This window comes from Gordonia sp. N1V (assembly GCF_029269935.1).
Lineage (GTDB): Bacteria > Actinomycetota > Actinomycetes > Mycobacteriales > Mycobacteriaceae > Gordonia > Gordonia polyisoprenivorans.
The window spans coordinates 331,450-350,644 of record NZ_JARJDD010000002.1; the positions used below are offsets into that span (position 1 = coordinate 331,450).

32 protein-coding genes are annotated in these 19,195 nt (G+C 64.7%); all 32 read left to right on the top strand.

All coding sequences use genetic code 11. The features are described from left to right. The first annotated feature begins 21 nt into the window (after window positions 1–21). Window positions 22–687 carry a hypothetical protein gene (locus P3L18_RS04080; RefSeq protein ID WP_276113311.1) on the top strand — a complete coding sequence of 222 codons (666 nt, stop codon included), beginning with the start codon at window positions 22–24 and terminating at the stop codon, window positions 685–687. A gap of 77 nt (window positions 688–764) precedes the next feature. Continuing rightward, a complete protein-coding gene (locus tag P3L18_RS04085; protein ID WP_276113312.1) occupies window positions 765–980 on the top strand; it encodes a hypothetical protein in 216 nt (71 codons plus the stop codon). Continuing rightward, the gene (locus P3L18_RS04090; protein WP_276113313.1) at window positions 977–1,651 is read left to right on the top strand and encodes a site-specific DNA-methyltransferase; all 675 of its coding nucleotides are present in this window, start codon (window positions 977–979) and stop codon (window positions 1,649–1,651) included. Before P3L18_RS04085 ends, P3L18_RS04090 begins: the two co-directional genes overlap by 4 nt. Continuing rightward, entirely contained in the window at window positions 1,651–2,148 is a 498-nt protein-coding gene (locus P3L18_RS04095; protein ID WP_276113314.1) for a hypothetical protein, read from the top strand. Before P3L18_RS04090 ends, P3L18_RS04095 begins: the two co-directional genes overlap by 1 nt. Continuing rightward, window positions 2,145–3,296, top strand: coding sequence for a DNA polymerase III subunit beta (gene dnaN, locus P3L18_RS04100; protein WP_276113315.1), 1,152 nt, complete (start codon window positions 2,145–2,147; stop codon window positions 3,294–3,296). The genes P3L18_RS04095 and dnaN overlap by 4 nt, the downstream gene beginning before the upstream one ends. Continuing rightward, a complete protein-coding gene (locus tag P3L18_RS04105; protein WP_276113316.1) occupies window positions 3,296–3,643 on the top strand; it encodes a hypothetical protein in 348 nt (115 codons plus the stop codon). Before dnaN ends, P3L18_RS04105 begins: the two co-directional genes overlap by 1 nt. Further along, on the top strand, window positions 3,640–3,969 hold the full coding sequence (locus tag P3L18_RS04110; protein ID WP_276113317.1) for a DUF4406 domain-containing protein: 330 nt from the start codon (window positions 3,640–3,642) through the stop codon (window positions 3,967–3,969). Before P3L18_RS04105 ends, P3L18_RS04110 begins: the two co-directional genes overlap by 4 nt. Further along, complete coding sequence (locus P3L18_RS04115; RefSeq protein ID WP_276113318.1) at window positions 3,966–4,166, top strand: hypothetical protein; 201 nt, start codon at window positions 3,966–3,968, stop codon at window positions 4,164–4,166. The genes P3L18_RS04110 and P3L18_RS04115 overlap by 4 nt, the downstream gene beginning before the upstream one ends. Beyond that, complete coding sequence (locus P3L18_RS04120) at window positions 4,163–4,867, top strand: DNA methyltransferase (RefSeq protein WP_276113319.1); 705 nt, start codon at window positions 4,163–4,165, stop codon at window positions 4,865–4,867. The genes P3L18_RS04115 and P3L18_RS04120 overlap by 4 nt, the downstream gene beginning before the upstream one ends. A 10-nt stretch (window positions 4,868–4,877) precedes the next feature. Further along, window positions 4,878–5,342, top strand: a complete 465-nt coding sequence (locus P3L18_RS04125) for a hypothetical protein (protein ID WP_276113320.1) — start codon at window positions 4,878–4,880, stop codon at window positions 5,340–5,342. Window positions 5,343–5,372: 30 nt separating this feature from the next. After that, window positions 5,373–6,269 (top strand): SPFH domain-containing protein, encoded by an 897-nt coding sequence (locus tag P3L18_RS04130; protein ID WP_276113321.1) that lies wholly within the window; start codon window positions 5,373–5,375, stop codon window positions 6,267–6,269. After that, window positions 6,269–6,709 (top strand): hypothetical protein, encoded by a 441-nt coding sequence (locus P3L18_RS04135; protein ID WP_276113322.1) that lies wholly within the window; start codon window positions 6,269–6,271, stop codon window positions 6,707–6,709. Before P3L18_RS04130 ends, P3L18_RS04135 begins: the two co-directional genes overlap by 1 nt. A gap of 594 nt (window positions 6,710–7,303) precedes the next feature. After that, window positions 7,304–7,660, top strand: a complete 357-nt coding sequence (locus P3L18_RS04140; RefSeq protein WP_276113323.1) for a hypothetical protein — start codon at window positions 7,304–7,306, stop codon at window positions 7,658–7,660. A gap of 13 nt (window positions 7,661–7,673) precedes the next feature. Beyond that, a complete protein-coding gene (locus P3L18_RS04145; RefSeq protein ID WP_276113324.1) occupies window positions 7,674–8,147 on the top strand; it encodes a hypothetical protein in 474 nt (157 codons plus the stop codon). A gap of 356 nt (window positions 8,148–8,503) precedes the next feature. Further along, window positions 8,504–8,995, top strand: coding sequence for an HAD family acid phosphatase (locus P3L18_RS04150; protein WP_276113325.1), 492 nt, complete (start codon window positions 8,504–8,506; stop codon window positions 8,993–8,995). Continuing rightward, complete coding sequence (locus tag P3L18_RS04155) at window positions 8,992–9,435, top strand: DUF3310 domain-containing protein (RefSeq protein WP_276113326.1); 444 nt, start codon at window positions 8,992–8,994, stop codon at window positions 9,433–9,435. Before P3L18_RS04150 ends, P3L18_RS04155 begins: the two co-directional genes overlap by 4 nt. Beyond that, window positions 9,432–9,851, top strand: a complete 420-nt coding sequence (locus tag P3L18_RS04160; RefSeq protein WP_276113327.1) for a hypothetical protein — start codon at window positions 9,432–9,434, stop codon at window positions 9,849–9,851. Before P3L18_RS04155 ends, P3L18_RS04160 begins: the two co-directional genes overlap by 4 nt. Next, window positions 9,848–10,048, top strand: coding sequence for a hypothetical protein (locus tag P3L18_RS04165; protein WP_276113328.1), 201 nt, complete (start codon window positions 9,848–9,850; stop codon window positions 10,046–10,048). The genes P3L18_RS04160 and P3L18_RS04165 overlap by 4 nt, the downstream gene beginning before the upstream one ends. Beyond that, the gene (gene dcm / locus P3L18_RS04170) at window positions 10,026–11,378 is read left to right on the top strand and encodes a DNA (cytosine-5-)-methyltransferase (RefSeq protein WP_276113329.1); all 1,353 of its coding nucleotides are present in this window, start codon (window positions 10,026–10,028) and stop codon (window positions 11,376–11,378) included. Before P3L18_RS04165 ends, dcm begins: the two co-directional genes overlap by 23 nt. Window positions 11,379–12,027: 649 nt before the next feature. Further along, complete coding sequence (locus P3L18_RS04175) at window positions 12,028–14,358, top strand: bifunctional DNA primase/polymerase (protein WP_276113330.1); 2,331 nt, start codon at window positions 12,028–12,030, stop codon at window positions 14,356–14,358. Further along, window positions 14,346–14,960 carry a hypothetical protein gene (locus P3L18_RS04180; RefSeq protein WP_276113331.1) on the top strand — a complete coding sequence of 205 codons (615 nt, stop codon included), beginning with the start codon at window positions 14,346–14,348 and terminating at the stop codon, window positions 14,958–14,960. The genes P3L18_RS04175 and P3L18_RS04180 overlap by 13 nt, the downstream gene beginning before the upstream one ends. 13 nt (window positions 14,961–14,973) lie before the next feature. Further along, on the top strand, window positions 14,974–15,432 hold the full coding sequence (locus P3L18_RS04185) for a hypothetical protein (protein WP_276113332.1): 459 nt from the start codon (window positions 14,974–14,976) through the stop codon (window positions 15,430–15,432). Then, a complete protein-coding gene (locus tag P3L18_RS04190) occupies window positions 15,429–16,022 on the top strand; it encodes an exonuclease domain-containing protein (protein ID WP_276113333.1) in 594 nt (197 codons plus the stop codon). Before P3L18_RS04185 ends, P3L18_RS04190 begins: the two co-directional genes overlap by 4 nt. Then, window positions 16,019–16,393, top strand: a complete 375-nt coding sequence (locus P3L18_RS04195) for a hypothetical protein (protein WP_276113334.1) — start codon at window positions 16,019–16,021, stop codon at window positions 16,391–16,393. The genes P3L18_RS04190 and P3L18_RS04195 overlap by 4 nt, the downstream gene beginning before the upstream one ends. Next, complete coding sequence (locus P3L18_RS04200) at window positions 16,390–16,533, top strand: hypothetical protein (protein ID WP_276113335.1); 144 nt, start codon at window positions 16,390–16,392, stop codon at window positions 16,531–16,533. Before P3L18_RS04195 ends, P3L18_RS04200 begins: the two co-directional genes overlap by 4 nt. Window positions 16,534–16,700: 167 nt before the next feature. Further along, window positions 16,701–17,045, top strand: coding sequence for an endonuclease VII domain-containing protein (locus P3L18_RS04205; RefSeq protein WP_276113336.1), 345 nt, complete (start codon window positions 16,701–16,703; stop codon window positions 17,043–17,045). Beyond that, window positions 17,032–17,337, top strand: a complete 306-nt coding sequence (locus P3L18_RS04210) for a hypothetical protein (protein ID WP_276113337.1) — start codon at window positions 17,032–17,034, stop codon at window positions 17,335–17,337. The genes P3L18_RS04205 and P3L18_RS04210 overlap by 14 nt, the downstream gene beginning before the upstream one ends. Beyond that, window positions 17,337–17,588: a hypothetical protein gene (locus P3L18_RS04215; protein ID WP_276113338.1), complete on the top strand. Its 252-nt coding sequence runs from the start codon at window positions 17,337–17,339 to the stop codon at window positions 17,586–17,588. Before P3L18_RS04210 ends, P3L18_RS04215 begins: the two co-directional genes overlap by 1 nt. Next, complete coding sequence (locus tag P3L18_RS04220) at window positions 17,585–17,764, top strand: hypothetical protein (RefSeq protein WP_276113339.1); 180 nt, start codon at window positions 17,585–17,587, stop codon at window positions 17,762–17,764. Before P3L18_RS04215 ends, P3L18_RS04220 begins: the two co-directional genes overlap by 4 nt. Beyond that, on the top strand, window positions 17,761–18,714 hold the full coding sequence (locus P3L18_RS04225) for a hypothetical protein (protein WP_276113340.1): 954 nt from the start codon (window positions 17,761–17,763) through the stop codon (window positions 18,712–18,714). The genes P3L18_RS04220 and P3L18_RS04225 overlap by 4 nt, the downstream gene beginning before the upstream one ends. Window positions 18,715–18,776: 62 nt before the next feature. Next, on the top strand, window positions 18,777–18,965 hold the full coding sequence (locus P3L18_RS04230) for a hypothetical protein (protein WP_276113341.1): 189 nt from the start codon (window positions 18,777–18,779) through the stop codon (window positions 18,963–18,965). 73 nt (window positions 18,966–19,038) lie between these two features. After that, window positions 19,039–19,194 carry a hypothetical protein gene (locus tag P3L18_RS04235; RefSeq protein ID WP_276113342.1) on the top strand — a complete coding sequence of 52 codons (156 nt, stop codon included), beginning with the start codon at window positions 19,039–19,041 and terminating at the stop codon, window positions 19,192–19,194. The last annotated feature ends 1 nt before the right edge of the window (window position 19,195 follow it).

A 19,195-nucleotide genomic window follows, 5' to 3' on the forward strand; every position in this document is an offset into this window, starting at 1 on the left:
ACTCACGAGGAGTGAATACGCATGACCATCGATTGGAACCAGGCCGAAGAGGTCGTCGCACCGGTAGGTGCGTTCATCGGATGGGCCGCCGCGCCCGGACAGGTCGTCATCGGCAAGGTGCTGATCTACGACCCGAACGGCGGAGTCGACTTCAACGGCGGTGCCTGCCCCCAGATCAGCTTGGAGCTGATCGAAGCCGCGCAGTCGTTCAACAAGCAGGGACAGGTGACCACTCTGGCCGCCGGCGAACTCTGCAACATCACCTGCGGCGCAGTGAATCTCAAGGCGAACATCCGCGCGGCCGATCCGAAGCCGGGTGACCTCATTCGCATCGAGTTGACCGAGATCGTCAACGTCACCAAGGGCACCGTCAAGAAGTTCAAGGTGCACATCATTCACGGTGCGGGCGGTCCTGTGTCGACTCCGACGGCTCAGCCACAGCAGCAGGTGGCCGCACAGCCACAGCAGCAGGTGGCCGCACAGCCACAGCAGCAGGTGGCCGCACAGCCGCAGCAGCAGACGGCCGCACAACCGCAGCAGCAGCCCGTGGCGCAGACGCAACCGGCCGCCCAGGCGGCTCCGCAGACGACGGTCACCGACCCGGCACCGGCGAACTTCGACCAGGCCACCTGGGACGGGTTCGACGAGAAGACCAAGGAGTCCATCCGTCGGATGCAGGGCGCGTAACCACCCGCCGTTCATGACATCCCGGCCCCGACATGGGGATGTGGGGCCGGGATGTCTACCCCGAAAGGCCACCAACAATGACAGACCAGAAAGTCGTCTACGCCTATCCGAAAGGCGATGACGAATGGATCGCGGTGCGCGAGGACGGGCTCGTCCTGGCGACGTCGCCGAGCCTCGAGGGTCTCGGCGACCTCGGCGAGTCGGTGCAGATCCTCGACACGGCCGATGACCTCCCGCCAGCCGTCACCCGCGCGCACGTTCGCCGCATCCTGCAGGACCGGAGAAACCAATGACCGCACCGTATTACGAAGATGAGCTGATCACGCTCTACAAGGGCAACTGCCTCGACCTCGCCCACCTGTGGGTGGTGGCTGATGTCCTCATCACCGATCCGCCGTATGGGATGGCCTTCAATTCGGGCCAGAAGTGGCAGAGCCGCGACGAGTTTCGCGAGCGAGCCATCGCTGGGGACAACACGACCGATGCGCGTGACGACGTCCTCGCAGCCTGGGGCACGAAGCCTGCCGCGATGTTCGGTACCTGGCGGGTCCAGCGGCCGGCGGCGGTCGCACAGATCCTGATCTGGAACAAGGCCGGCGCCGGGCCCGGAATGGGTGACGTTCGTTCGGCATTCGGTACCTCGCACGAGGAGATCTACCTGTTCGGCACGTGGCTGCGTGGCGAGAACAAGCGGATGGGCAGCGTCATCACGACGACCGTCTCGCCGAGCGCGATGACCTCGGCCGTTGGTCATCCCACACCCAAGCCGGTGTCACTGATGGAGACGCTGGTCTCCCGCGCACCGGCGGGCGTCATTGCCGAGCCGTTCGCGGGTAGCGGGTCCACGCTCCTCGCCGCGCGCAACCTCGGCCGCCGAGCCATCGGCGTCGAGATCGAAGAGAAGTACTGCGAGATCATCGCCAATCGGCTGTCGCAGAACGCATTCGCACTGGAGGAGCTGTGATGGCCGCCATGGGCGGATTCCCTGGTTCGGCCTACGCCAAGCACGAGGCCGCCGTTTACCTCAATCCGAAAGGGGCAACAATGCCCGATACCGACCGGCAGGCACTGCAGAACTGGTTCGACGTCTTCAAGGGCTGCGGCGTGGTCACCGGCCGCGTCGAGGACATCCGCTTCGGCATCGATGGGCGCCTGGTCATCGAGGGCCAGATCTACGCGGGCGACGTCAACGGCCAACTGCGCGTCGGAGACACGGTGCACGTCATCACCGACAGCGAAGACACCCTGCTGGCCGACGAGCTCGACGGGCGCGACAAGCTCGCCGAGGATCTGTTCTACGACCAGGGTCGCGAGGACGTCGAGACCACCTGGCGTAAGCGACTGAACAAGGCGCGGGGTCTCGCCGACGCCCTGCAGACCAAGGCGGAGAACGCCTGCTCGGAGTTCGTCGCAGAGATTGACGAGCTGGTCAATCTGCTCAAGGGAACGGACGAGAAGTGATCATCACCGTCAATCCCAAGGAGTTCGCGGCGGCGGTCGCCACCGTCGCGACGTCGGTCCCCGGGCGCCCGGCCATCCCCATCCTCGGCGCCGTTGTGCTTGAGCCGACCGAGAAGCGACTGCGGCTGTCCTCCTACGACTTCGAGCAGTCGACTCGAGTCGAGTGCGATGCGACGACCGAGGATCCGAAGCGCGTCGCTGTGTCCGGTCGACTGCTCCAGACCATCGCGAAGGTGCTGCCGGTCCGACGCGACGTCGAGATCACGCTGGCACCCAACGGGTCACGCCTCGTCGTGGCGTCCGGGGCGACGGAGTTCACCCTGCCGACACTTGAGGTCGAGGACTATCCGGAGCTACCCACCGCGCCGGTCGCGGTCGGCTCTGTTGAGACCTCGGTGCTGGCCGACGCCATCGTTCGGGCCGGCCACGCGGCCGAGCGCGAAGAGGGCACGATGCGCACGAAGACCAACTGCGTGCAGCTGGTCGGCCTTGGCGACGGAACGATGACCGTGACCGCCGTGTCGCATCACAGGCTGGCGACCGTCGACGTCCCCTGGACGCCGGAGGCCGCCGATTCCGACCCGATCGCCTTCCTGGTACCCGCCGGGCAGCTGACGGCGCTGGCGCGTACATGGGAGTCCCAGACGTCGGCACTGCGCACCAACGCCGCGCAATCGGTGTTCGGGGTCTCCGAGACCGGCCACGAGACGACGTCGTCGGTTCTCGACGACCAGTTTCCGAACTGGGAACGTCTGCTGCCCAAGCAGTACGCGGCGACGGTCGTCGTCGATCCCGCCGAGATCGCCGAGGTGCTCGACCGTGCGGCGAAGGTCGCCGAGAAGGCTCCGTTCATCGACATGAACTTCGAGGAGGACACCGCCGAGATCGTGGTCGACGACTCCATTCGCGACTCGTTCGACATCACCATGCACGGTGACCAGTCGCTCGCGTTCCGCGTGAACGCGGGACTACTGCTCGAGTCGTTGCGGACCGTCGGCGGTTCGCGCGTCACCCTCGCGTTCGACGCGACCCGGCGCATGGTCGTGTTGCACGCCGACGAGGTCGAGGACGGACCCGCGCCGAGCACCGGGTATCGAGTGGTGGTCATGGGCGGCGCACAGCGCCCGGCAGCCGGAGCGGCAGTCTGATGGCCGCCGAGACTGTCGGTTGGGTGTTCCTCGTCGCGATGTTCCTCGGATTCCTTACCGCGCTTATCGCGCTCGGGTTCGGAATTTTCGCGTGGGTCCAGGTGCACAGGGAGCGTCGCCCGCTCGTCCGCCACTGCGTCGGAGGAGCCGACTCGTCGGTACTTGTCCACGAGCTACTCCGAGCCGAGTCCCGCGACACGGAGCGTGCCTACCGCAAGGCCGAACGTATCGCGGCCTCGGAGGTTCCGCGCTGCACATCGTGCGGGCATCTCTCGTCCGGCCACAGCGAGATCGGACACTGCGCGTATCGGGGTTGTGGCTGCGTCGACTTCGAGGAGGACGAATGACTTCCATCGCGGAATGGTTGCGAGGCAACGGATCGGTGTATCTCGCGGGACCGTCGACCGCCGAGAAGTACTCAGAGGCTGCAACCGCAGAGTCGGCAGCCGTGTTGCTGCGGTCGCACGGCGTCGGAGTGACGTCACCGTCCGAGCTTCCGACGACCAATCGGCACGAGCAGATGATCGCCCTGCTCGGATGCGGCTCCGTCGTCATGCTCACCGACTGGTGGATATCGCGTCAGGCCCGCTTCGAGCGAAAGGTCGCGCTGTGGTGCGACATTCCGGTGTTTGAGTGGTCGTTCGTGCTCGCACAGTTGGCGGTGTCGGAATGAAGAGGACAGTCTACGTTCCCGCCGAGACGGTGATCTCGGATCCGGAGACCATGAGGCACATCCTCGGCGCGCTTGCAGTGTCGGTCACCACGGCCAACACCATCTCGGTGCGCATAGATACGACCGACTGCAAGTACGGACTGCTCGAGTTGAACCTCGTCGAAGTCACCGCAACCTCGGTGGAGGCGGTCTCGTGAAGGTCTACTACTCCGATGATTCTCGCGGAATCACGTTGTACCACGGCGATAGTCGGCCGTACCTCGAGACTCGAGCCGACGAGTCCTTCGCCGCCGTCATCACCGATCCGCCGTACACGGAGCGCACTCACAGCAAGTTCCGCTCACTGTCGGGTGAAGACATCACAGAGGGCATCACCGACTTCGAGTCGTTCAACGACGACGACCTTGCCGAGGCGCTCGCCGAATGTGGACGTGTCACTCGAGGCTGGGTGGTCGCCACGCTCGACTATCGGCAAGCCGTGATGTTCGACGTGATACCGCCGCACGGACTCAAGGTGCAGCGCGTCGGTGTGTGGGTGAAGACGAATCCGGGTCCGCAGATCACCGGCGACCGCCCGGCGCAGGGCTGGGAGGCCATCGCCTACATGCACCGCGCGAAGGGTCGATCCTCCTGGAGCGGTGGAGGATTGGCCGGCAACTTCGTTCTTCCCCGACCCGAGGCTACTGGGCACCCCACGCCGAAGCCGATCGTCATGTTCCGGCAGTTCGTCGAGTGGTTCACCCAACCGGGCGACGTCGTGCTCGACCCGTTCTCCGGCGGTGGCACCACCCTTCGCGCGGCGGCCGACCTCGGCCGGGGAGCCGTCGGCATCGAGAAGGAGGAGCGCTTCTGCGAGATCACCGCACAACGCCTCGAACAACAGTCACTAGCAATCTGAAAGGAAAGCCATGAGTAACAACAACAGTCACCGCCTGCCGGTGACGAAGTCGCGCGGACTCGACCTCCTCCGTGAAGTGCTCGACCAGATCCACGCCGACGCCAGTACCTGGGATCAGCGCAACTGGGGTGGCGTCGCGGTCGACGACGTTCCCAAGCTCGGCCCAACGTCCAAGCCCGCACCCGCACCCGTAGGCTGCGGTACGGCCATGTGCATCGCCGGTCACGCGTGCGTCATGGCGGGCGATCGACTGCGCGTAGGTAGTACGTCGGTGACGATCTCCGGGGTGGCAGCAACATCGATGGTGGTCACCGAATCCGGCGAAGCGCTGGGGATCGAAGAACGGGCGATGGATCTACTCCAGCTCGACTACGAGAACGCCGAGATCCTCTTTCATGCAAGCAATTCCCTGGAAGAACTCGACGAGATGTGCGACGCCCTCGAGCGAGGCGAAGACCTCGAACCACTTCACTAGTCCGCAGCCATACAAGGGAGAACTTCTGTCATGTCCGGATCATTCATCACCGCAATTGTTTTCGCGGTCCTCGCAATCCTCGCGGTGATCGCAGTGCCCTTCGGAAGAGCGGAGAAAGTCGACGACTCCGCGCCGATGTCGAGTCGAGCGCTGGCCATTTCGGTGGCCGTAGTGTTGTGGCTCGTCGTCGCGATCATCCTGCTGGCCGCGTCGCTGACCGTCGTGTCCACCCGAAACATCGGAGTAGTGACGACCTTTGGCCGGCCGACAGGGCACATCGGTAACGGCCTGCACTTCGTCGCGCCGTGGTCGTCGGTGACCGAGCTCGATGGGGCCATCCAGATCGAGCAGCGCACCGGGAAGGACGCGACGACCGTCCGTCTCGGCAACGACTCGACGGCGACCGTCGACAACACGATCCAGTGGCGCATCAAGCCGGACGCCGCCGACAGCCTGTTCCTCGACTACCGCACGTTCGACAACATCCGCGACAACCTGATCGACCGCGAGGCCAACGCCGCGCTGAATGACGTTCTGTCGACGTACAACCCGCTGGCGTCGGTACAGTCCGCACAGGATGCCGGTGGGGACAATGAGAAGCTGGCCGACCAGGTGACCAACCTTCTCCGTCAGCGCGTGGGTAGCCGCGTCGAGGTCACATCGGTCCTCATCCCGGTCATCCACTTCGACCAGTCGACCCAGGACAAGCTCAACCTCTACAACGCCGAGGTCGCCAACACGAGGATCGCCGAGCAGAAGCAGAAGACGGCCGCCGCCGAGGCGCAGGCCAACCAGATCCTGAGCCAGTCGGTCAACAACGATCCGAACGTCCTCGTGTCGAAGTGCCTCGACATCGTCAAGGCCAACGGCGGATCGCCGGCCGGATGCTGGCCCGGCGGTGCGGTTATCGCGAACGGTGGCAAGTGATGAGGGAATTGTGGATAGGCGACGCACCGGATCGATACGTCGGATCAACAGCGGCACTCTATGCCAGATGTGTCGAGCCAAGTGAGTTCAAAATCGTCGGCGTGTTCGATGATAATGATCGCCTAATCGAATGCCGTGATTGCACCTTCAATCTCCCGAAGGATGCCGTGCGCCTCATCCCGGAGTCAGAGCTGCCGAAGCCTGACAGGTATTCGGCCGAGCAGACTCGCTGGGTGATCCAATTCCTCGAGTTCTACGAGGTCACCGTCGGCAAGGAGGTTCTCGGCTTCCTCCGGGACATGCTTGACAATCTCGACAACCAAGACCTGATCGAACGGGCGAGGGTGGCGAACCCCAAGATCTTCGGCAGCATCCCGGATTACACCCTTCACTTGATCGCAAAGACCGGCTGGCTCCGAGACCCGAAGGACAACCGGTGAAGCGCGCGGTCGCGGCGGTGGCTACCGTCGCCGTGCTACCACTGGCCGCCTGTTCGCACGCAGCCTCGACTCCCGCCTACGAGGCTGTGTGCGTGAATCGGTCAACGCACCAACGGGTATCGGACTCATTGTGCGGTAGTCCGTTCGGCCTGAACACGTGGTTCTACGTTCCGCCCGGCGAGTATGTGCCCGGCATCGGCGGCTACGCGCACGCTGGAACCACCAACACGCCAGCGGCACCGACGAAGCGCGCGCCGGCCACGCCCACCACGGCCAAGCCGAAGACTCCGGCGACGACGAAGGCAAAGCCGACCAGTGGGCCGAAGGTGAACCTTCGGAAGGCTCCGACGGTGCGGAGTGGTCGACGATGACGGTGGCGGCGTTCCCGGCTCGCTATGAGGGTCGGTGCGATCGGTGCCGAGAGCCGATCAACGTCGAGGACATGATCGCGTTTGCTCCGGACCATCCCCGTGCCCTGCACGCGGAGTGTGTCCGTGCGGACAACACCGACCTCTCCGAACCCGACCCCACCGCGCTCCGAAGTCGTGAATCGGTCTGCCCCGACTGCCATCTCGTGCATCCAGGGGAGTGCTGATGGTCGACGCCGTGGATTGCGAGTGGATGACCGCCGACGACGGTCGGCGCGTCCTGATGTCGCCGTGGGGAGAAGTGCCGTCCGCTCCGACGATCCGATGTATCGCCGGCGTGGACTTACCAGAACTGGCAGGTGTCGACGCACTACCACCTCGGATGCTGTTCTCCAAGGCCATGATTGACGATATGCGTCGCGGTCGTGTGGGGCACACAGCGGAATCTCGTGCGACAGTGATGATCGACGACGATCACGTGCAGATCACCCTTTCGCAGGGCTCGTGGATTTACCGCCTGCATCCAACCTCGATCGCCCTCGCCGTGCCGGGCGACAGCTACTTCGGCGTCTGGCCGGACTGAAAGTGAGAGAACAATGATCAACATCCTCGAAGCCGCTCAGCACATCGTGAAGACCAAGACAATGGCCGAGATCCGGCAGCACGCACACGGCGGCCTGTGGGCCGTGTCGCCGGTGCCGGGGCGCCCCGGCTATGTCGGCATTTATGCCGGTCCGAACGGATATCCAGTTGCCAGTACGGGATTCACCGAGACCTCGGACTCGCCAGCGCTGTACGACGCCATCCTGATATGCGCGATGGTGAACAGCTTCGCCCACCTGGAGGAGCAGGAGGGCGTCCTGCGGGATCGACTACAGGCGATCGTGCACATGGTCGAGACCGACCGCGACGAGCGAGACGAGACGCTCGCACGCATCGCGAACGCGTGTGTCGACGACTACGACAACCCGGTGTCACGCGCCGTCCTCGAGGTCATCAGCGATGACGCTCGTATCCGACCGGCAACCAAACTCGTTGAGGCCGTGCGGGTCGCCGCGAGCGTGGAGTGATGGCATGGACCGCACCTGGCCGCTGCATCCGGGCTCCGGATTCCGCTGCGCGCCGGAGCATGACTTGCGTGTGACGAACTACCTCGGTCCCCACAAGCTGCCGTCACATCCCTTCCGACTCGGAGAGTCGCTGACCCGAATCTGCGATAGCTGTTACATGACCGCCGACCGGCATCAGCCCGACTGCCCGTCGCGGTGACCGGTCCGGCGAAGGGGTCCACCGGACCGAACGGCCGGCCGATGATCTTCACCCCGCAGGAGCGCGAGCATCACCACCGGTGCGCCTGGTGCGAGTGGCACGTCCCGAGCATGGGCGGCCACCACCCCAACTGCCGACGAAACAGAAAGAGAAGCGAATGAAGAAGAAGGCCGTGATCGTGGATGTCGACGGAACTCTCGCCGACGTCTCGGATGCGTTGCACCACATCACCACTCCGGGCGTGACCAAAGATTTCGACGCGTTCCACAAGGCGGCGTTCGACTGTCCTCCGGTCGAGCGCACGATGGAGTGGTGCCGGATGCACTACGACGCGGGTCTCGACCTGCTCGTCGTCACCGGACGCGGCGAGCGCTACCGCGAAGGCACCGAGGCGTGGCTCAAAACGTGGATGGACCGCCCGTACATCGGACCGTGGATGCGACCCGACAACGACCACCGGCCGGACACGGTCGTCAAGAAGGAGATCTACTCGACGCTCGTCGGCGAGTACGACTACGAGATCGTCGGCGCCATCGATGACCGGCCGTCGATCATCCGGCTGTGGCGCTCCCTCGGCATCGAGACGGACATCGTCTATCGCGAGGACTGGGTCACCGCCGGCGAGAGCTACGAAGGACTTCTGGCATGAGCGACAACGAGACTCACGACGCCGTCAACCACCCCGCTCACTACACCGCGCATCCCTCGGGTGTCGAATGCATCGAGATCACCCGACACCTGTCGTTCGACATCGGTAACGCCGTCAAGTACATCTGGCGGGCCGATCTGAAGAACGGCACCGAGGACCTCGAGAAGGCGCTCTGGTATCTAGAGGACCACTTCGCCAACGCCGCGACCATCGTCAGTACCGAGGAGGTCTACGGCGGCGAAGTCGTTCGGGAGTACCGCAACGGTTCTCGCATCGTCGTTTCCGAGATCGTCCAGATCCGGGCGAACCAGGTTGCGCTGCACGAGGCCGAGGCTTACGGAGCGCAGTCGGCCCGAGCCGTCTTCTTCTTCGTCCTGGCTCGTGGCTGGGTCGACGAGATGCGAGAAGCGGCGCGTGTCATGGTCAAGGAGGCGGCGTGAGCGCGTTGCACGACGCGAAGGCGTTCGTCTCCGAGGACTGGGGACAGTACGACACCGACGTCGAGGAGCGTGCCATCCAGGTCATCGAGAAGATGATCGAGGATTTCGAGGATCTCGACAGGCTGACCCGCGCTCTCGGATCGCGCCTGGCTATCGCACTGACGAAGCTGCAACGGTGCCGGGATCTTGCCGAGGATATGTCGACCGACGGCCTGCAGCAGCGATTCGCCCAGCGGTTGTTCATCGCCCTCGCCGAGCACAGCGACGATCCGACGCCCGGCGATGGATTGAGTGACGCCGCGTTCGCCGACTGGGTGCAGCGGTTCATGCTGTGGCCAAATCCGGGAATCGATTCGACCCCGGTCGAGCCGTTCATCCCGTTGTCGGGGCGCGGATTCGGGGGATCGTCGTCGTGACCAGGAAAGACCTCGAGCAGGCGGCCGAGACGCTACGCCGACGCAAGGCGTACCTCGTCGCCAAGGTTGAGGAAGCGGACCCGCGCTATCGCGGCACGCAGTACGACCGAGCCGAGATCGCGGCCATCAGTACCGTTCTCCAGGCTGCCGGCCTGGACGCCGAAAGTGAGAGCAATGATCTACCGAGAGTCGGCTGACGTCGTCGTCGGCTGTCTGTTCAGCGGCTACGGCGGCCTCTCCATGGCGGTGAACGCCTACTTCGGCTCGCGCACCGCATGGTTTGTCGAGTTCGACTCGGCGCCGAGCCGGATCCTCGACCACCACTGGCCCAACATCCCCAACCACGGCGACATCACATCCATCGACTGGAGTGCCGTTGAGCCTGTGGACATCCTGTGCGGCGGCTTCCCCTGCCAGGATGTCTCAGCCGCCGGGCGTCGCGCGGGCATCCGGGAAGGCACTCGTTCCGGTCTGTGGTCCCACTTCGCCGAAGCCATCAATCAGCTCAAGCCCCGAATCGTGGTGATCGAGAATGTCCGAGGACTCCTATCGGCCGCAGCCCATCGCCCAGTGGAATCCGAACCGGATGGTATGGGAGACAGCGCAACACAGTCTCCTCTCCGAGCACTCGGTGCCGTACTCGGAGACCTTTCCGATCTCGGGTATGACGCGCAGTGGACAACTATTGCCGCTGCCGACGTCGGGGCCTGCCACCGACGCGAACGCGTCTTCATCCTCGCCACTCCTGCCGACACCGAGCGTGGCGGATGGGATGGGCGGACATCTGACGCGTTCGGGCAGCCGGTCGGACGAACTCCTGTTGCCGGGAGTGGCGAAGGCGGCGACGGAGGGACGGCTCGGCTCCTGCCCACACTGACCGTGAAAGACGCTGCGTCGTCGAGGAACTCGACAGCAAATCGGAAGTCGTTCGATGGCGTTCACGTTGGCGACACCATCACTGACGCGCTCACGAAGTTGAACTTGCTGCCGACGCCGAAACAGACCGATCACAAGCACAACAGCAGCCCGGCCGAGCGCGAGCGTCGGTCCCCTTCACTCGGCGCGGTGGGCGCGCTCCTTCCGACGCCACGCGCGAGCGATACCAACGGCGCCGGCGTCCACGGTGACGGAGGATTGGACCTGCGCAGCGCGGCGCTCCTGCCCACCCCCTGTGCCGCAGACGGCACAGGGGGTGGGCAGGAACCTGCTCGCCGTCAAGGTCACTCGCGTCAGCTCATCGACTACGCGCTGGAGGTGGCCACCGACTGGGGCGACTACGAGCCCGCAATCCGTCGCGCCGAACTCGCCTGCGGTCGTCCCGTTCCACCGCCGACCGAGCCGAATCGCAACGGAAACCCGCGCCTGTCGTCGCGGTTCGCGGAGTGGATGATGATGCTTTCCGACGGGCATGTCACCGGAGTCGGGTTGTCCCGCAACGAGGAGCTGAAGGCCCTTGGTAACGGCGTCGTTCCAGCGCAGGCGCTTCATGCGATGCAGATCCTCTACCCGATTGCGGTACGGGCGTGATGCCGGACCAGACCCCGGCTCCGGGTTACGCCGACGCCGCCGACCTCTACTGGAACCTGGGCTCCTGGATGCCTGCCGATCGACTGGAGGCATTTGTGTCTCGAGTCCAAATCCGAGACCCGGACGAGTGCTGGGAGTGGATGGGTGCTCGCAGTGATACTGGATATGGCCACTTCCATGTCGACGGCAGAACCGTTGGAGCGCACAGATTGTCGCTGATGCTGAACCTTGGAATCACCCTCGGAAGGTGGCGATTCGTCTGTCACACGTGCGATAACCCGCCTTGCGTCAATCCAGCACATCTGTTTGTGGGCTCCCCGAAGGAGAACTCGGCAGATGCGAAACGCAAGGGTCGCATACGAGGAGGTGTTGAGACCCGATTCCAGCTGAAAGAAGAGTGTTCACGCGGACATAATTTGTCTCTTCCGGGGGCGAGGATTTGCCGATCTAACCGACGAGGTGAGTGTCGCATCTGTGCGAAGGACCGCCGCCGCACGCTTAGAGAAGCGCGCAAGAAGCCTCGGCGCACCCATTGTCGGCGGGGGCACCCTTACGACGACGAGAACACGTATTACTGCGCAAGTGGGAGGTACTGCCGTAAGTGCTTGGCGATTAATGGTGCGGCATATCGAGAAAGGAGAAAGGGGTGATGCCAGACAGCTTGGGCCGCGTCATGGGCTATGCAGATGTCGCCGATCTGTACTGGTCGCTGAACTGGAGAGGTTGCATGCCGGTGACCCGGCCCGGGAAGAAGTGGCCACCGCCCGACGGATTCACCGGCGGCACCGCGCCGATGCCCTCCTACGCCGACGTCGACCAGTGGAAGGCGATGTACCCGAGCGGGCACAACACACTGCTGCGTGTGCCGGTCGAGGTTGTGGGCATCGACGTCGACGCGTACGGCACCAAGCGTGGCGGCGCGACGTTCGACGAGGCCCAGAACCGTTGGGGCGTACTGCCTCACACGGTCATCTCGACGTCACGTGACGATATGGTCAGTGGCATTCGGTTCTACCGGATGCCGCCGGGGATGTCGGCCCGGCGGTCGATCATCCGCTTCGACGAGCATCTCGGCGACATCGAGATCGTGCGGCACGGTCACCGCTACGCCATCGTCTATCCGTCGATCCATCCCGAGACGGGCGGTGCGTATCGGTGGCTCGACTCCGAGACGTGGACCGAGACTGCGATCCCGGCCCCGACAGAGCTGCCCGAACTGCCGCCGATCTGGGCCGACGCGCTCGCGGAAGGGTCCGACACCGAGGTCGGTTCGGTCGACGTCAAGGCCGCGCTCGGCAACCTCACTACCGGGCCGATGGAGCCGGTCGTCGAGGAGAAGCTGCGGGAGTCGGTCAACGACCTCACCGAGCATCCAAGCTCACGATTCGACACCACTCGCGACAACGTCCTGAAGCTGATGCGGCTCTCCGAGCAGCGCTACAGCGGCGTGGTCGCGGCGCTCGACGCACTCCGCAAGGTCTACGTCGTCGCCGTGCGAGATAGCCGCCCCGCCAACGAGGCCCACGCCGAGTTCGATCGGATGATCACCAATCCGCGCGGGCACGCGCTGATCGCGGCGACACCTTCGGTCGACGTCTCGGTGGTGGAAGCGGCAGCCGAGACGATCGCCGCTGAGCTCGAGGAGGCCGGCGTCGACGCCGGAGCGTTTCGAGCGGATGTGGAATCGGCTGTCGCAGAGCCGGAGCCAGCCATCTCGGTGGTCGTCGACGACGAACCCGCCGACCCGGTCGAGGCACGCACCGCCGAACTCGTCGACCTCGAGGCCGGATTCTGGAACGCACGACCCGTGCTGACCGACATCTACCTCGCCGCACTGGCCCGCATGACGTCCCCGTGGGCGGTCCTCGGTGTGTGCCTCGCCCGCGCGCTCGCGCAGGTGCCGCCGTGGATTACGCTGCCTCCGCTCATCGGTGGCCGGGGCAGCCTGAATCTGTTCGTCGCACTCGTCGGGCCCTCCGGCGGCGGCAAGGGCGCGGCGGAGGGCGCCGCAGCCGACCTCCTCCCGTTGCCGGATCTGAAGATCGCGCCGGCGGGCTCGGGCGAGGGACTGGTGCATCAGTACGCGCACATGGAACGCCGAGAGCTGGTGCGAGACCACAACTCGGTGCTGTTCTCGGTGCCCGAGGTCGACACGCTGATCGCCGTCGGCGCGCGGACCGGGTCGACCATCCTGAGCAAGCTCCGCAACGCCTACTCCGGCGAAGACATCTCGTTCTCCTACGCCGATCCGACTCGGCGCATCGGGCTGGGATCGCACAGCTACCGCATGACCATGGTTCTCGGTGTCCAGCCGGGACGTGCGCGGCCGTTGCTCGACGACGCGGACGGCGGCACGCCTCAGAGGTTCCTGTGGATGCCGGCCACCGATCCGCGCATCAGCCGCGACCGGCCGCCGCTGCCGTCGCCGGTGTACGTGCCCGAAGAGGCCGAGTGGGGTGGACAGGCTCGATCGATCAGCATCCCCGACGTCGCGGCCGACACCATCCTCGACGCCCGAGTGACCCGTATGCAGGGGCATGACGGCGCGCTCGACGGCCACGCGCTCTTCACCCGGGAGAAGGTGATGGTCGCGCTCGCCGCTCTCGATGGACGTACCACCGTGCGCTCGGACGACTGGGAGCTATCGGAGATCGTCATGGGGATCAGCGACTTCGAGCGAGCGAAGGTCGCCGCGCTCCTCGCTGACGAGTTCGAGCGTGAGGCCACCGAGAAGGGTCGCAGCCAGGGCATCGCGCGGGTCGCGGCCGACGACGTCGTCTGGGATCGGCGACTCCAGCGAGCCATCAAGTTCGCCGCCCGCAAGCTCAGCAAGGCCGACGGTCCGGTCGAGGTCGTGGTCATCAAGCGCAGCGCGCGGTCGGACTTGCGCGACCAGATCGAAGACGCGGTCGCGCATCTCGCCGCAACGAGCATGGTCGAGCTCGACCGAGAGACGGGAACGGCGAAATGGAAGGTCTGAACCCGGAGTTCTGGGAGTCGTTCTTCGGCGAGCAACCCGAGATGGCGCTGACCATCGGTCAGGATCTGCTCGGGAAGCTGCGACCGCCGACGCCGAAAGCCGAACCGCCGGTGCTCCTCTCGAACGGAGTCCTCGACGGTCACGGTCGCACGCAACGGATCGCCGTTCTCGCCGCGCTCAAGGCGATGCACTCGGCCGGGGTCATCGTGCACCACGGCGGCGGAGCGATCAGCCTGCCAGCACCTCCGAAGAAGGTCCGACGACCGAGCCGCACGGCAGCGTCGACTCCGCTGGACATCGTTCGATGCCGTTGCGGCGTCATGGTTCTGCGTGGATACCACGAGGCGCAGTCCTGCAGCCTCGACACCGATCCGCTCACCCAGGCCGGCGCAGCCACCGCGCTCGCCGCCGGTCACGACCTGTTCACGGTGACCTCGGCAGAGAAGTGGAAGCGGGGACTGCCGACCGAGAACTCGCCGCCGACGGCCACCGTGCACCGAGATCACCAGTGCAATGCCGACCCCATCGAGTTCGCGCACCGGCGGCCGATGGTCGCAACAACGAAACAAGACAACAAGTTTGACGGCGAACCGCCGTACTAGGAAGGGAAAGAGAATGACCTACCCCATCGTCACCATCTGCGGCACGATGAAGCTGTACCGCCAGATGCTCACCGTTGCCGATGAACTGACCCGGCAAGGCGCTATCGTCCTGATGCCCTTCACTCGAAAGTGTGACAACAGCTGGGCGGTTCATTCTCGCGTCAAAACGTTGTCGCAGCGTGATGGCCGAACCTACGACCCCGACGCGATCCACCTGAACGCCACACCCATTGCCGACGGGGATTTAGATCGGATGCATCGGACGAAGATCGGCATGTCCGACCTAGTTGTGGTAGTCACCGACTTCACTGATCACGTCATGGTGTCGGATTCCCTCGACCTCTACTTCGGTGAATCCACGACGGCCGAAATAGAGTTCGCTCGGGAGCTTGGCAAACCGATCAAGCTGGCTCGCGTCGAGCGGAGCGAGTATTGCGACACCATCGTGTGGCTCGAAAGCGAGTTGCAATGATCCGCACGACGCTGGCGTTTGTCGACACCGAGACCACCGGCCTCGACTTCGACGACGAGATCTGGGAGTTCGCCGCGCTCCGGCGCAACCTCGACGGAACGACCGCCGAACTCCTGCTGCACATCGAGCACGACGTGGAGAAGGCCGTGGCGCTGCCCGACCGATTCCTCGACGACTACCGGTCGCGGTACTCGGTGACCGCGTCGCCGGTGACAAAGACGGCGGCTGCGTACCTCATTCGCGAGTTCCTCGACGGCGCAACGTGGGTCGGCGCCAATCCCGCCTTCGACACCCGGCTCACTGCCGCGCTGCTGTGGGCCAACGGTCTTCGTCCGTCGTGGAGCTATCACCTCCTCGACATCGAGGCGATGACCGTCGGCGCGCTGGTCGCGGTCGGCGAAGAGATTCCCGGCCGTCCGTCGTCGCACTGGCTCTCGCGCAAAGTCGGCGTCGAGCCGGACACCTACGCGCGGCACACCGCGATGGGAGATGTTGCCTGGGTGGCCGATTGGTTCGACGCGGTGAATCGAGGCGTCGTCGAACCGTCAGACCCGTTCGGGAATGTATCGCCGGCAGGAGGCAAGTGGTGAGCACCTACACCGAGCTCAAGCTCGACAACACCCTACGAGGTGAAGACGAAATCGTTGCTCTGTTGGCGCAGCACCTGATAGACGGCCGACACGTCGGCGTGGTCTGCGGCGACTCGGGCGAGCGGTACTACCTCCTGCGAGAGGTCGCCCAACGGGTTCGCGAGGACACCGGACTGCCGGTGAAGCTCTCGGATCAGTTCGTGCGGCATCGAGACGCCGAACTGGTCGGCATGACCTCGCGAACCGCCGGGATGATGTGTCGCGGGCACTATTTCGATGGCGTTTACATCTCGGACGCCCGGGAGATGTCGGAGTCAGATCTCCGTTCACTCTTGGTGTCGGTGTCTGTGCGGCGAGGAGGGCGGCGATGAAGAATCCGTTGTGTCTGTTCGGGATTCACCTACGCCGGGAATGGTGGTCGAGTCCTGGACTTCTCCTGCGCATCCGTCGTTGTCGGGATTGCGGAAAGACGCTGGGTCATGAGTTCATCTCCGTCGAGGGGGAGTGGTGATGAACGAGCGCAGACCTCGAGACATGTGCATCGACTGCTTCCGCGAAGGTATGCCGACGGAACCGAAGAAGTTGCGCCCGTTGCGAGTCGACCAGAAGGGAAACCTACTGCCGGGCCCACGCTGTACCACCCACCATCGAGAAAAGCTGAGGTCGCGCAAGGCGGCAATGGCCGAGAACAGGGCCACGAAGGTCTACGGACTACTGCCTGGCGAGTACGAGCGGCTCTACCTGGCGCAGGGTGGCCGCTGCTACGCGTGCCGCCGTGCGACCGGGAAGACGCGGAGGCTTTCCGTGGACCACGATCACCGCACCGGCGAGGTGCGCGGGTTGCTGTGTCGGCCGTGTAACACGCTGCTCGGCCGCGCTCGAGACGCCGTCGAGTTCTTCCAGCGGTTCATCGACTACCTGCAGTACGCCGAGCGAACGGGCGAGACATTCGCGTCAAAAGTGTTGGGACGTCGTGTGATCGTTCCAACCACCAAGGAGGAGACCGAAGATGCCCGACCATGACCACACACCGGATCGCGTCCTCGACTGGCGACGCGTAACACCAGAGTTCGATCGAGTCGAACATCGTGGGTTCTGGGTGCAGATGCCGCGCGTCGGCAACAACCGACAGCACATCAGCCGTCGGGCGATGCGTTGCGCACCAACGGGTGCGGTGCGTCGGAACGGATCTCGGATGATGTCGCTGACGTTGTCGATGCGAGAGATGTCCGAGTGGTTACGCCACGAGTACAAGCGGGGTCAGCGCGACGGCTGGCAGGCCGCCGAGATCGCCTCGAAGCTGAGGGAGGTCTGATGGCTCGACAGAAGGCGGTCTACGTCTGCGGAGGTGCCTACCACTCCCTCGACCCGCGCGAGGAGTGCCCGAATCCGCTGCACGACTGGCCGCTCCCGGTCGGCTACGGCGACGCAAGCGAGATGGCAGCGAGCCGCCTGAGTCAAGGCTGGAAGAACCTACGCTGCCCCGACTGTGGGATCTACGGCTGGGTGCAGGGCCGCATGGGCGGTGTCGCAGGCGAATCACGGCGAGTGCTGGCTCTGTCGTGACACCGCCGCGCAACCGCACCCTGCTGGTCCGCGCGGTCGACGTCGCGATCCGGGACTTCATGGCGGGCAACGCGAAGCCGGGACCGGACGCACTCGCCCGGCACATCGCGGCATCCGTCGACCGCTACTTCGAACTCGAGGTTCGTACACCCATCACCGTAGGAGGACGCCGATGAAGCACGCCGATCAGCCGCGCTGCGAGAAGTGTGCTGGCCCATCGATTGACACTCCGCTGTGTTCGCGGTGTGCGCGCGGTCTGCGAGACACACTGCGCAATCTGGAGTGGTGCTCGGAACGCATCACCGAGACGGCCGCCGGCATCCGCAACTTCGGACCACCGGCGGCGCCGACTGTCCGCTCCGACGACGTCGCCAACGAGTCGCCGGTGCCGTGGAACGACGGAGCCACGAAGTGGCGTCAGCGACTCGACAAGAAGCTCCGCGTCGAGATCATGGCCATGTCACTCGCACGCCGCGAAGTCCCGCTGCGGCCGGGATATGTCACCTGGTGGTTTATCGGCCCGCTCCGCGAAGGTCAGCGCCGCGCTCGGCCTACCGCGATGGAACTGCCGACGTGGTCGACAGTCGAGATGCTGCGCTGGATCGAGCGACGCACCCAGACGGTGTCGACCATCTCCGGCGCCGGACGCTTCGTCGCGCGGATGGAGGACGCGTACTCGCGCGGGGTGAACCTGATCAATCGTCCGGTGCCGCCGGCCTATCGCGGTCCGTGTCCGACGGTCACCGGGAAGGACGCGAAAGACCGTCCGACCATCTGCGGCGTCCCGCTCTACGGCCGCCGTGGCGACGACTACGTCGTGTGTTCGCGGTGCGAGCAGACCTACCGAGTCGAAGACCTCGAGCGAGAACTCCTCGACAGCGTCGGCTATTACCGCTGGACTATGCGCGAGATCCTCGACCTGATGCGAGAACTCGGAGAACCGGTGTCGCGGTCGACCTTCTACGAATGGCGCCGGACCGGAGATCTCCCGGTGTCGGGATATCTGCACGACGGCCGAGTCGTCGAGGTCGCCGTCGACAGTCGAGATCCCGCCGTCTACGTCCTGGCCGATGTCCGCGCACTGCGTAATCGGCAGAGTCATCCAAAGAGACTGAAGCACAACTGATTACCTTCGACTCGGCGTACTGTTCCGATCTGCCAACAACGACCAAGCACCAAGGAGGCACCGTGAGCGCGCAGATCGATTACGTCGAGGGCTATCTCGCCGGCGTCGAGGACATCAGCAGACTCCCCGGACCACTCGTCGCGCCCTTCGCCGAGAAGTTGCTCGGCGTCACTCCAGACGCCGAGGATGACGTGGCTTACGACGACGGATACCGAACAGCGCTGCGCGAGGCGGCATCTCAGTCTCGCTAGTTCGTCTAACCCACTAGACACTGAACGTCTAGTGGGTTAGACTATAGGTACCAACAACGAAAGGCCCGAGACCATGAAGCCCTACCGAATCCCCACCGACGACCACGGCGCCGAAGTAGTCGTCATGGCCGAGAACGAGACCGAGGCTCTCGCGAAGTCCGACCAGATCCTCAAGGACTGGTGGGACAAAGTGAACGTCATGTACGCCGAGGACGAATACGCCTGCTAGC